The organism is Arsenophonus apicola (assembly GCF_020268605.1).
Taxonomy (GTDB): domain Bacteria; phylum Pseudomonadota; class Gammaproteobacteria; order Enterobacterales; family Enterobacteriaceae; genus Arsenophonus; species Arsenophonus apicola.
The window spans coordinates 2,658,707-2,671,966 of the sequence record NZ_CP084222.1 but is presented as its reverse complement, the minus strand read 5'-3'; the positions used below and the strand labels follow the sequence as shown (position 1 = coordinate 2,671,966).

The following is a 13,260-nucleotide window of genomic DNA, read 5'->3' as shown; positions in this document are numbered from 1 at the left end:
AATATAATTGTTATTACTTTCTGTTAAAGTGATCACATGTAAAATTGAATTTATTATAGAACGGTTTTCATGATTATTTTGCTGTTAACAGTTATTTACATTAAATGATTTTATTATTAATAAAAAGAAGTAGATAAAAGGAAGTGGCCGTGTGATATTATAAGTTGAAAATTAATTATCATGCTAAATAGCGGTTAATTTTTTTGATGCATGTTATTTAGCATTAGTAAAAAATAGCATTTATTATCAAATATACTGTCTTTACGTTAGCTTACGCAATTAAAAATTGTATTTGATGGTATAAATGATCCCATCGTGATAAAAATCATCCCCAAGCTTGTTATCGGCATAACGATATTGAATACCCGCAGATAAAGTTTCAAATGGCGTCCACCATAAGGCAATAGCGCCATTAACCCCTTCTTTTCCGCCATTGCCATAGCGTTTTGCGCGATTAAATTCCATTTCATGCCAATTAGTGATAGAAAAATTTTGTGACCACAATTGGAAACTATAGCCAGCGACCCAACCAATGACATAACCATTGTTACCAGAATAGAAGCTTTGATCAACATAATGTAAGGCTAAAAAGGGTTTTAGCCAAAAATTGCCGCGTGAGAAATTGTAGCCAAAACCATAAAGTGTGTTAATTTCGTGGAAATTACCTCCATATTTATAGCCGGGTAAGGACCAAATACCATAAAGATGTCCATAGAGGTTAAAGCCACTGTTACCTAAGTAAAAACGACCTGTGGTTTTAACGGCATAGCGTTGATTTCTGCTGGGCTCAGTTTTACGCGGATGAAATGGATTCTCAACGTCAAAGAAACCATAAAGTTCACCCCAATTAAAGTTAGCGCCTCCTTCCAGTTCAAAATAGGCAAAATCTTTTTTGCGGGTAGAGTGAGCAGATTTATTTGCTGCTCGTTGTGACCAGTCAAAATAATTTAGACTAACATTAGCAAAACCATTTTGATAACCCACAGGGTTTTCTGTTGTGGTACTAGCCATGGTAAACGGAGTTAGCGAGGTCAATATTGTAATAGGTAAAAACTTTTTACTCATAAATTTGTTAACTTAATTTTAAATAAATTTAAACGCATTTTAATACAATGCAATGGGAAAGTGAAAGTCGCGAGATGATAGAGCTTGTTTTGGTAAATAGAAATAGGATCTTATTGATAGAGTGATAGAGATCACTCGGTATCAATAATTATTTTTTAGCAGTCAACAATAAATAATTTATATAAATATTATGATTTTAACTATCTGTATTTATTAATATATTCTAAATGTTATTATTGTATTGTTTAGGTATTTCTGTTTTACGTATTGCCAGATAATCCAGAATTCCGCCTAAAATAAAACCAACCGTACCCATTATTATACTTAAACTAATTAGTTGCTCTTTATAGATTAACATTTTTAGCCATAGCTCAATATGTTGGGTAAATAGATAAATTTGGCAGGCGGAAAAATAACAAGCAACTGTTATTATTAGCCAAAATATAAATATACCTGCTGATATGGCAAGACACATAATAGCTAATTTATATGATTGTTTAAAATAAGTTCGACGCATAAATTGGCCAGTTTGTTGGATATAAGATAAAGAGGGTTTGCATATCAATAATAAAAAATACTCGGCAATGAAATAACGATAGAGATAAGATAAAAAGCAGGCCAATCATATTTACTTACTAATGCGCTTGCTATGGGGCCCACATAAACACGTCCTATGGCAGATAAAGCCGACAGTAAGGCAAATTGAGTTGCAGAAAGAGAATGATTGCAAAGCGTCATAAGTAGTGCGACAAAAGCGGCCGTTCCCATGCCAGAGAAGATATTTTCAATAAAGATAACACTACTGGTAGTATAAATATTGGCCGGTGTTACTGCCAAAAACCAATAACCAAAATTAGAAATAGCCTGTAAAATAGCGAAAATAAGTAAGGCTTTAAATAAGGACATTTTTTGCATAACATAACCGCCATATAAAGCGCCAATAATAGTTGCAAATAGTCCAAAAGTTTTATTAATAGTGCCAACCTCACCCAGAGAAAAACCAAGTTTATTTAATAGAAAATTGGTACTTAGCGCCATAACAAATGCATCACCCATTTTATAGAAAATGATCAACAACAAGCTGATCCAGGCATTATTACGACTAAAAAATTCTACGAAGGGTTCATAGATAGCTTCGTAGAGTGTTTTGGGTGGTGAGGATTTTATTAGCGGTTCTTTGGCGGATAGTGTTGCGTAGACACCAATTAGCATTAAGCTGGCCATAAGTAGATAGAGTTGCTGCCAAGTAACAAAATGATCCACCAACCATAAGGCTAGTCCGCCAGAAACCAACATACTAATACGATATCCCATAACAGATATTGCTGCGCCAGCACCGCGCTCTTCTGCCGACAATAAATCGGTTTTATAAGCATCAAAAACAATATCTTGGGATGCAGAGCAGAAAGCGACAAGCACTGCAACTGCTGCCAAGTACCAAAGATGTTCCTTTGGGTTCATAAATCCCATCGCCGCAATACTGATAATCAGCAAAATCTGCGTGGTTAATAACCAACCACGACGACGACCTAACCACGGTAGGGTATAGCGATCCATTAAGGGTGACCAAAGAAACTTTAATACATAAGCTTGGCCAACTAATGAAAAAAAACCGATCGTTTTAATATCAATATTTTCGACGGTTAGCCAGGCTTGTAAAGTTCTTGCGGTAAGTGCCAGGGGCAATCCTGACACAAAACCTAACAAAAGCAGCACTCGGGAACGATGTTGGGTAAAAACGGTCAGGTAGTTTTTTTTCATAGTCGTCCTGTTACTCTGTTATTGTTAGACAGAGCTATTGCTGGCAATACACTTATTAATACGCTTTACCATTCATTGTGCGTTGCGTTTAATAAACTGGCTTGTTTCAGGATCATTGGCCATATCAGCAATAATGTCGCTTAACGCTTTATTGATAGCACTAGCAATTTTTTCGTTACTGGCATCAAGCGGCCCTCGTTCGTTATAGCTACGTGTATAGGTACGCGTACTGGTTGAGCCGTTAGATGCCATAGCGACGACACTGATCGCCACATCGACAGTGATATTGTGACTTAAACTACCTTCTTGTACATCGGCATACAGCTTATTTAGAACAATTTGCAAGTTAATATTAGCCGGTGCGCTAATCGTATAGCCTCTGGCAATCATCTGCTTTTCTAATGCTTCCTGTAATAGATAGCGTAAATCGCGAGAGGGCTTTAATACGGCTAGTGACGCATTACGATTAACTTCGGCAAGTGCCGTTGAGCTTCGTTTATCAAGGCTAGTAATATTAATTGAAACTGCTCTTATCGTCGGATCTTGAGCTGGCAGTGTAATATTTGGAGCGATAGATAGGGTATTACTTGGGGCAACACATCCCATTAAAGCCAATGAAATTAACAGAGCAATGATTAGACAAAAGGTGTTTTTTAACATATTTTCTCATACCTATTTTGGAATTACTTGATTTAATCGTTACCATATTTTGGAATTTTACTGCTAGTATGCCAGAAAGTTATCGGCATTTGATGAAATAACCCCCTAAAAAGTTTGCCTGGATGATGCTTTAATCGTAATTTAGTAAAATATGATCCTATTGCTAACCGATATTGGCTGAATCGCAGTCAGTAATAATAAAAAAAGCTTACTTAGTAAATTAAATTGAAAGAGTCTATTAATATGGTAACTAAACCTATGCAAACCATGTGTAAGCAAATTGAAAAAAAACTTAAATGCGCTTTTTCTCCACTATATTTGTTGGTATTAGATGAAAGTGATCAACATAATGTTCCGCAAGGTTCGGAAAGTCACTTTAAAGTTATTTTAGTGACAGAAAAATTTGCAGCACAAAGGATGGTTGCTCGTCACCAGGCTGTTTATCAATTATTAGCAGATGAATTATCCAATTGTATTCATGCATTGGCATTACATACATATACCCCAATTGAGTGGCAACAACGCCAACAGACAGCCTTTCCTTCACCAGCTTGCCGTGGTGGAGAGTAGATCAAACTAGGTAAACAATAGATAATTATGCTGGTTTACCCCCGCTATTAGCTGACAATAATTGCTAATATAAAATACTGCTATCGTTTTTGGCTTATACCGTATTAGATATAGCAATTTTAGTGCGTTTACTATTTATTATTCACCTTTTCTCGACTCACCCCTTATGCATCTGTATAATGTCGCGTCTAATTTTCTATAAGGTTTCGGAACACTTCTACTTATCAGGGGTCCTCAAAAATAGAGGGTAAACCCGGGTTTCGGGAGCCGTGTGTTGTCAGAGCAAGTGCTTGATAACATTCACTCTGGAGTTGACCGAGTACTAAGATTCTTTTGAGGTAACAAGATGCAAGTTTCTGTTGAAACAACTCAAGGCCTGGGGCGTCGTGTAACAATTACCGTTCCTAATGCTGATATTGAAAAAGCGGTGAATAGTGAACTTATTAATGTAGCAAAAAAAGTGCGCATTGATGGTTTTCGTAAAGGCAAAGTGCCAATGAATATCGTTAAGCAACGTTATGGTACTTCTGTATTACAGGATGTGCTGGGCGATTTAATGCAACGTAATTTTGTCAGTGCAATCATAGAACAAAAAATTAATCCAGCTGGGGCACCAAAATATCAACCTGAACAGTTTAAAACGGGTGAAGATTTTACCTATACTGTTGAATTTGAAGTCTATCCAGAAATTGAGCTAAAAGGTTTAGAAAATATCAAGGTTGAAAAGCCTATTGTTGCGGTAAAAGATGAAGATGTTGACACCATGTTGGAAACATTACGCAAGCAACAAGCAACTTGGCAAGAGACAAAAGAGAAAGTTGGCGCTGATGCGCGAGTGACTATCGATTTTAAAGGCACAATTGATGGTGAAGCGTTCGAAGGCGGTAATGCAAGCGATTTTGTGTTGGTAATGGGTGAAGGTCGTATGATACCTGGTTTTGAAGATGGTATTATGGGGCGCCAAGCAGGTGAGGAATTTACCATCGATGTCAATTTCCCAGCCGATTATCACGCCGAGAATTTAAAAGGTAAAGCAGCTAATTTTGCTATCACTTTGAAGAAAGTGGAACAACGGATATTACCAGAACTGACCGAAGAATTTATCAAACAATTTGGTGTTCCTGATGGTTCAATGGCGAGTTTACGTGCAGAAGTGCGCAAAAATATGGAGCGTGAACTGAAAACGGCTGTTCGTAATCGAATTAAAAGCCAAGTACTTGATGGTTTAGTCAAGGAAAACGAAATTGAGGTGCCTGCTGCTGTTGTTGACAGTGAAATAAATGTACTACGTCGACAAGCTGCACAACGTTTTGGTGGTAATGAAAAACAAGCGTTAGAATTACCACGTGAAATATTTGAAGAGCAAGCTAAACATCGCGTCATTGTTGGTTTACTATTAGGTGAAGTTATTAATAAAAACTCGCTCACTGCAGATGATGCTCGCGTAAAATCACTGATTGAAGAGATGGCTTCAGCTTATGAAGATCCGGCTGAAGTGATCGAATACTACAGCAAAAATAAAGAGTTAATGGATAGTGTGCGTAATCTGGCGCTAGAAGAACAGGCCATTGAAATATTATTAGAAAAAGCGCAAGTAACAGATAAAGAAACTCAATTCCAAGAGTTGATGAATCAGGCTCAGATGAGGTAGTTTCTGAGTAGTGAAACGTTATTATCTGGTTTTGTGAAAACCCGTAGTTTTTATGCTGCGGGTTTTTTATCGTTAAAAAACTTTTCTTTTTTCTTGAAAAAAGAAAAGAATAACCCCAGATAATTTTCTATATTGTTGTATGACTTTCTTCATAAGGGAGAATATCCCTTTGTGAATAATGGTTAAGTTTGTAATTATAGTCATTCTTATTTATCTCAAGTAGAATTAGATAGATTGGGCACCATAAAGCGTTTAATTAGGAGATGGAAATGTCATATCATAATAATCAAGATCAACTTGCGCCGCGTATGGCATTGGTGCCAATGGTAATCGAACAGACTTCACGCGGTGAACGTTCTTATGATATTTATTCGCGCCTACTTAAAGAAAGAATTATTTTTTTAACTGGCCAGGTTGAAGATCACATGGCAAATTTAGTGGTTGCTCAAATGCTGTTTTTAGAAGCTGAAAACCCGGATAAAGACATCCATCTTTATATTAATTCACCGGGTGGAGTTATCACAGCAGGTATGTCAATTTATGACACAATGCAATTCATTAAACCTGACGTTAGTACAATTTGTATGGGACAAGCCTGTTCAATGGGCGCTTTTCTGCTTACAGCTGGTGCTAAAGGAAAACGTTATTGTTTGCCCAATTCTCGTGTCATGATCCACCAACCTTTAGGCGGGTTTCAAGGACAAGCGTCTGATATCGAAATTCACGCCAAAGAGATTTTAAAAATTAAATCGCGTATGAATGAATTAATGGCTAAGCATACGGGTAAAAAAATAAAAGAGGTTGAGAACGATACCGAACGGGATCGTTTTTTAACTGCAGAGGAAGCAGTTAGTTATGGTTTGGTAGATAAAATTTATACTAATCGTAATTAATTTACATAAATGTATGGCATGCCTGATATAGTTATATACATGATTAATTAGTAACAATTTTCTGTTACCTTTTTAAAATTAGGGTAATGGTTAAAAAAGTGAGGTTATCTGAATGACAGATAAACGCAAAGAGAGTTCAGGAAAGTTGCTGTACTGCTCCTTCTGCGGAAAAAGCCAGCATGAAGTTCGTAAATTAATTGCTGGTCCGTCAGTTTATATCTGTGATGAGTGTGTTGAGCTCTGTAACGATATTATTCGAGAAGAAGTTAAAGAGATTGCGCCACATCGCGAGCGCAGCGCATTACCGACACCCCATGAAATTCGTCATCATCTGGATGATTATGTTATTGGCCAAGAAAATGCTAAGAAAGTATTGGCGGTAGCCGTTTATAACCATTATAAACGCCTACGTAATGTTTCTAACGAAGGAATGAATGGTGAAGGGGTAGAGCTAGGTAAAAGTAATATTTTGCTTATTGGGCCGACAGGTAGTGGTAAAACGCTATTAGCTGAAACTTTGGCTCGCTATCTAGATGTCCCATTTACCATGGCTGATGCGACAACATTAACGGAAGCGGGTTATGTTGGTGAAGATGTTGAAAATATTATTCAGAAACTTCTACAAAAATGTGACTATGATGTAGAGAAAGCACAGCGTGGTATCGTCTATATTGACGAAATAGACAAAATATCTCGTAAGTCGGACAATCCGTCAATTACGCGAGATGTTTCAGGGGAAGGGGTTCAGCAAGCTTTACTTAAGCTTATCGAAGGTACAATTGCTGCGGTGCCGCCTCAAGGAGGCCGTAAACATCCACAACAAGAATTTTTGCAAGTTGATACTTCTAAAATTTTATTTATTTGTGGTGGAGCTTTTGCAGGTCTTGATAAAGTGATTGGACAACGGTTAAATACACGTTCAGGCATTGGTTTCTCCGCTGAGGTGAAAAGCGAATCTGAGCGGGCGACTGAAGGTGAGTTGCTTTCTCAAGTGGAACCAGAAGATTTAATTAAGTTTGGTTTGATTCCTGAGTTTATTGGTCGTTTACCTGTCGTAGCTACTTTAGGTGAATTAAGTGAAGAGGCATTAATTCAGATTCTGAAAGAGCCTAAAAATGCGTTGACTAAACAATATCAAGCCCTTTTTGAACTTGAAGGTGTTAATCTGGAATTTCGTGAAGAAGCATTGAAAGCAATTGCAAAAAAAGCCATGTCGAGAAAAACAGGAGCACGTGGTTTACGCTCTATTGTGGAAGGCGCTTTACTAGAAACTATGTATGATTTGCCGTCAATGGAGCATGTTGAGAAGGTAGTGATTGATGAAATGGTGGTTGCCGGTCAATCAGAACCCTTGGTGATTTATAGTCAGCCTGATATTCAAGCATCCGGTGAAAAATAAATCGCAATGCTTTTTTTGATTGAATTGTATAATGCAAAATGAGGGATTTCCCTCATTTTGTGTTTAATAGCAAATCAGGCTATTGAATGTCAAAATCTTGTCCCCATATATCTTTATATTTGAACTGAGGTTTCTCAAAACTTTTAAGGAAACCCTAAAATTGGCATAAGCTAAACGAAGAGAGAACCTTATGAATCTTGAGCGTTCCGAACGCATTGAAATTCCCGTACTGCCTCTGCGTGATGTCGTGGTTTATCCACATATGGTGATCCCATTATTTGTTGGCCGTGAGAAATCGATTCACTGTCTTGAAGCCGCAATGGATCATAATAAGCAGGTCATGTTGGTGGCTCAAAAAGAAGCGTCTACTGACGAGCCAAGTGTAAATGATCTTTTTTCTGTAGGGACAGTTGCTTCTGTTTTGCAGATGCTAAAACTACCAGATGGTACTGTTAAAGTATTAGTTGAAGGTTTGCGGCGGGCAAAAATCACAACGCTAACAGATAATGGAGAATATTTCATTGCACAGGCTGAGTATTTTAGTTCTCCAACTGTTGATGAAAAAGAGCAAGAAGTCCTAAATCGGACAACCATTAATCAGTTTGAAGGCTATATTAAATTAAATAAAAAGATCCCACCTGAAGTATTAACATCATTGCATTCTATTGAACAATCGGACAAATTGGCTGATACAATTGCTTCCCATATGCCGTTAAAATTAGCGGATAAACAGCGTGTATTAGAAATGGCGGATGTGGTTGAGCGCCTTGAATATTTGATGGCAATGATGGAATCTGAAATTGATTTACTGCAAGTTGAAAAACGTATTCGTAATCGCGTTAAAAAGCAGATGGAGAAAAGTCAGCGCGAATACTATTTGAATGAGCAGATGAAAGCAATTCAGAAAGAATTAGGTGAGATGGAAGATGCGCCTGATGAATATGAAATGTTCAAACGCAAAATTGAAGAAGTCAAAATGCCGAAGGAAGCTCGGCAAAAAGCGGAAGCAGAATTACAAAAATTGAAAATGATGTCACCGATGTCTGCTGAAGCGACAGTTTTACGGAGCTATATTGATTGGATGGTGCAAGTCCCGTGGAATGCTCGTAGTAAAGTTAAAAAAGATTTAGTGAAAGCTCAGGAGACATTGGATAGCGATCATTATGGTTTAGAACGCGTTAAGGAACGTATTCTTGAATATTTAGCTGTACAGAGTCGCGTGAGTAAAATTAAAGGACCCATTTTATGTTTAGTGGGGCCGCCTGGTGTTGGTAAGACATCATTGGGTCAATCAATTGCTAAAGCAACAGGGCGTAAATATATTCGTATGGCACTCGGAGGTGTCCGTGATGAGGCCGAAATTCGTGGACATAGAAGAACTTATATTGGCTCCATGCCGGGAAAACTCATTCAAAAGATGGCAAAAGTGGGTGTTAAGAACCCCTTATTTTTGTTAGATGAAATTGACAAAATGTCCTCGGATATGCGTGGTGATCCGGCATCAGCTTTACTTGAAGTACTCGATCCAGAACAAAATGTTGCGTTTAATGATCACTATCTAGAAGTGGATTATGACCTTTCTGATGTTATGTTCGTTGCAACTTCAAACTCAATGAACATTCCAGCACCCTTATTAGACCGGATGGAAGTGATTCGTCTTTCTGGTTATACCGAAGATGAAAAACTCAATATTGCAAAAAAACATTTGTTGCCAAAACAAATCCAACGAAATGCCCTGAAAAAAGGTGAGCTTACGATCGACGATAGCGCAATTATTGGTATTATTCGTTATTATACCCGCGAGGCTGGTGTCCGTGGTTTAGAACGGGAAATTTCCAAATTATGTCGTAAAGCCGTAAAAGCACTACTGATGGATAAATCATTAAAACACCTTGTCATTAATGATGATAATCTAAAAGACTATCTTGGTGTGCGTAAAGTGGATTACGGTCGTGCAGATACTGAAAATCGTATTGGTCAAGTGACTGGTTTGGCTTGGACAGAAGTTGGTGGCGATTTATTAACTATTGAAACGGCATGTGTACCGGGCAAAGGTAAACTCACTTACACCGGCTCGTTAGGTGAGGTTATGCAAGAATCGATTCAAACTGCGTTAACTGCAGTGCGAGCGAGAGCCGAAAAGTTAGGTATTAATGCTGATTTCTACGAAAAGCGGGATATTCATGTGCATGTACCAGAGGGTGCAACGCCAAAAGATGGCCCCAGTGCAGGAATTGCGATGTGCACAGCGTTAGTTTCTTGTTTGACCGGTAATCCTGTAAGAGCAGATGTCGCGATGACAGGTGAGATAACATTACGTGGGTTAGTGTTACCTATTGGTGGTTTAAAAGAAAAATTGTTAGCGGCTCACCGTGGTGGAATCAAAATTGTGTTAATTCCCGATGAAAATCGTCGTGATTTGGAAGAAATACCTCAAAATGTTATCGCAAATTTAAAAATTTACCCGGTAAAAACCATTGAAGAGGTTTTTTCTATTGCATTACAAAATCCCCCTTTTGGGATGGAGATAGTGAACAAAAAATGTTCTTAATGCACTGATTTAAATTAAAAATTTTATATAAAATTAAAGCTGATAAATCTTAAATGGTTTATCAGTTTTTTTTATCGACTAAATAATTTCAGTAAACAAATCTATAATTATTTGGCTGTAATATGTTTTCTTGCCATACTTTTGTAGTAGTGATACGACGGTGTCATCTTTTTGTGAACCGTTAGCAATATGTTTGTTTAATCCATAATTAATAAAATGGGGATGATAAGCGTGAAAAAGAAAGAACTAGTAGATAAAGTTGCAAAAGAGTCAAAGGTTACTAGAAAAGACACGGAGACCGTGTTGAATACATTTCTGAAAACTGTATCTCATGCTCTTAAGAAAGGAGATAAAGTTCAGTTAATAGGTTTTGGCACTTTTGAAGTAAAACAACGTGCAGCACGTAATGGCCGTAATCCTAGTACAGGTAAGGCAATTAAGATAGCTGCTTCTAAGGTTCCGTCATTTAAAGCCGGCCAAGGATTAAAAGATACTGTTAACGGCCACAAGAAAAAATAAGGATTGCGGCATACTGTTAACGGATAAACTAAAACAGAGTCAATTGTTTTAGTAAGTTAGAATCGGGCGCATCATATTTATGATGCGCTTTTTTCTTTTATACTAAAATAGCGTATTATGCGTCTATTTACTTTGATTAAAAACGGAGAGTAGCCTCTTTATGATGGACAACCTACGCACGGCGGCGAATAGTCTTGTGCTAAAAATAGTATTTGTGATTATTATCTTATCCTTTGTGCTTACTGGCGTTGGTAGTTACCTGATTGGCGGTTCAAGTAATCACGCGGCGAAAGTGAATGGTACAACAATTAGTCAAGTTCAACTACAGCAAGCTTTTCAGCAAGAAAAGCAAGCATTACAAGAACGACTGGGTGATCAATTTGCTGAAATTGCTAGTAGTGAACAAGGGATCCAGATGTTGCGTCGTCAAGCTTTGGAACGTTTAATTAGCGTGACATTGCTTAATCAATATTCAAACCAATTGGGTTTAACGGCAAGTGATAATCAAATTAAGCAGGATATCTACAATATGCCGATATTTCAGACCGACGGGCATTTTGATAGTGAAAAATATCGGGCTATTCTATCCCAACATAATGTTAATGCCGATGATCTTGCCCAGGAAATACGGCAAAACCTGATTAACCGTCAACTTAGTAAAATGTACATAACGGATGAATTTGTCTTGCCTGAAGAAGTTAAGTCCTATGCTCAGTTACTTTTACAGCAACGTGAAGTAAAAACAGCAACTTTATCGCTTGCTAACTATCAATCTAAACAAACGGTTACAGATAAAGAGTTACAAGATTACTATAATGCGCATCAGAACAGTTTTATTTCACCCGAACAGGTACAGGTTAGTTATATTAAGTTAGATGCAGCTTCTCAGCGTGAAAATGTGGCGGTCAAAGATGAAGAGCTGAAAAACTATTATGAGCAAAATATAGCTAATTTTACTCAGCCAGCGCAAAAACATTACAGCATGATCCAATTGGCAACAGAAAAAGAAGCGGATTCCGTTGTTAAAGCCTTAGCTGCGGGTGCTGATTTTAAGCAATTGGTTGCTGAAAAATCGACAGATAAATTTAGTGCAGCAAATCATGGCGCCCTTGGTTGGATGGAGGCGACTTCAACGCCAAGTGAAATTATTGCTGCTAATCTAACTAAGAAAGGGCAGGTTTCTGGGGTAATAAAATCGGCTACCAATTACATTATATTTCGCCTTGATGATATTAAACCTGAAGTAGTAAAACCTTTTCAGGTCGTGAAAACGGAGATTGCCAATACACTAAAAAATGAAAAAGCGATTAATGCATTTTATTCACTACAACAAACTGTAAGCCGTGCGGCAATGGATGATAACGAATCTTTAACTGCCGCTGAAAAGGCTACTGGTATTAAAGCGGTAACAACAGGTTGGTTTAGTCGTAATAATCTTCCTGAGGAAATAAGATTTGATAAGGTAGCTGATACTATTTTTAACGGTAACTTAGTAGATAAAAATGGGCCAACAGGTATTAACTCAGATGTTATTAATGTCGATGGTGATCGTGCGTTTGTTATTCGAGTTGAAAAATATAAACCCCAGGTAACACAGCCATTTGATGAAGTGAAAAATAACGTAGCTGAATTACTTAAGCATAATAAGGCCACAAAAGAGATGGAAGCAGAGGGCAATAAATTGCTTACTGCATTAAAACAAGGGGCAGGTGAAGCGGCTTTAGCGAAACTAGGTATTAACTTTGGTGATACTAAGATTATTGAGCGTTTTGGGCAAAATGACGCATTGGCTGAACCAATTTTTCAAATGCCAATTCCTAAAGAAAATACACCAACTTATCTCAGTACCAAAGATGCTAAAGATAATTTAGTTATTATCCAATTGCTCAAAGTTACTCAGGGTCAACCGACGGAAGAAGAATTAAAAGTTTTTTCGCAACGTTATAAAATGATACTTGGCAATGTGATGATGGAATCACTGATGCTGAATTTACGTGATAGGGCTAAAGTCGATTTAGGACGGATCGAGTAATTTGCGATCGGCTTTCACATAATTGAATACGGTTACATAAATTAGAGGCTGCGTTTACGCAGCCTTTTACTATTTTATCATTCTGGGGTCGTAATGTTTTTTTATTCTTGTATCTTATCCATTGCTTAGAAAGTCTGTTTTTTGATAGAGGAATTATCG

At 37.5% G+C, this 13,260-nt stretch carries 9 protein-coding genes and 1 pseudogene; 7 read left to right on the top strand and 3 right to left on the bottom strand.

All coding sequences use genetic code 11. The features are described from left to right. Nucleotides 1–279: 279 nt before the first annotated feature. The 3 genes and pseudogenes from LDL57_RS12705 to LDL57_RS12695 form a co-directional block, all read right to left on the bottom strand. A complete protein-coding gene (locus LDL57_RS12705) occupies nucleotides 280–1,065 on the bottom strand; it encodes a nucleoside-specific channel-forming Tsx family protein (RefSeq protein WP_180559657.1) in 786 nt (261 codons plus the stop codon). A 223-nt stretch (nucleotides 1,066–1,288) separates the two neighbouring features. Next, nucleotides 1,289–2,826, bottom strand: a pseudogene (gene ampG / locus LDL57_RS12700) (muropeptide MFS transporter AmpG). 72 nt (nucleotides 2,827–2,898) lie between these two features. Beyond that, complete coding sequence (locus LDL57_RS12695) at nucleotides 2,899–3,486, bottom strand: YajG family lipoprotein (protein ID WP_225505871.1); 588 nt, start codon at nucleotides 3,484–3,486, stop codon at nucleotides 2,899–2,901. A gap of 267 nt (nucleotides 3,487–3,753) precedes the next feature. Here LDL57_RS12695 and bolA point away from each other — a divergent pair, with 267 nt between their 5' ends. From bolA to ppiD, 7 genes are all read left to right on the top strand, one after another. After that, nucleotides 3,754–4,056: a transcriptional regulator BolA gene (gene bolA, locus LDL57_RS12690; protein ID WP_225507534.1), complete on the top strand. Its 303-nt coding sequence runs from the start codon at nucleotides 3,754–3,756 to the stop codon at nucleotides 4,054–4,056. 346 nt (nucleotides 4,057–4,402) lie between these two features. After that, complete coding sequence (gene tig / locus LDL57_RS12685; RefSeq protein ID WP_180559659.1) at nucleotides 4,403–5,707, top strand: trigger factor; 1,305 nt, start codon at nucleotides 4,403–4,405, stop codon at nucleotides 5,705–5,707. Between the two features lie 269 nt (nucleotides 5,708–5,976). Then, nucleotides 5,977–6,600 carry an ATP-dependent Clp endopeptidase proteolytic subunit ClpP gene (gene clpP, locus LDL57_RS12680; RefSeq protein ID WP_180559660.1) on the top strand — a complete coding sequence of 208 codons (624 nt, stop codon included), beginning with the start codon at nucleotides 5,977–5,979 and terminating at the stop codon, nucleotides 6,598–6,600. Between the two features lie 112 nt (nucleotides 6,601–6,712). Beyond that, a complete protein-coding gene (gene clpX, locus LDL57_RS12675; protein WP_180559661.1) occupies nucleotides 6,713–7,999 on the top strand; it encodes an ATP-dependent protease ATP-binding subunit ClpX in 1,287 nt (428 codons plus the stop codon). A 190-nt stretch (nucleotides 8,000–8,189) separates the two neighbouring features. After that, nucleotides 8,190–10,550, top strand: coding sequence for an endopeptidase La (gene lon / locus LDL57_RS12670; protein WP_180559662.1), 2,361 nt, complete (start codon nucleotides 8,190–8,192; stop codon nucleotides 10,548–10,550). Nucleotides 10,551–10,781: 231 nt separating this feature from the next. Continuing rightward, nucleotides 10,782–11,069, top strand: a complete 288-nt coding sequence (gene hbs, locus LDL57_RS12665; protein ID WP_180559663.1) for a non-specific DNA-binding protein Hbs — start codon at nucleotides 10,782–10,784, stop codon at nucleotides 11,067–11,069. Nucleotides 11,070–11,229: 160 nt separating this feature from the next. After that, nucleotides 11,230–13,101 (top strand): peptidylprolyl isomerase, encoded by a 1,872-nt coding sequence (gene ppiD / locus LDL57_RS12660; protein WP_180559664.1) that lies wholly within the window; start codon nucleotides 11,230–11,232, stop codon nucleotides 13,099–13,101. Nucleotides 13,102–13,260: the final 159 nt, after the last annotated feature.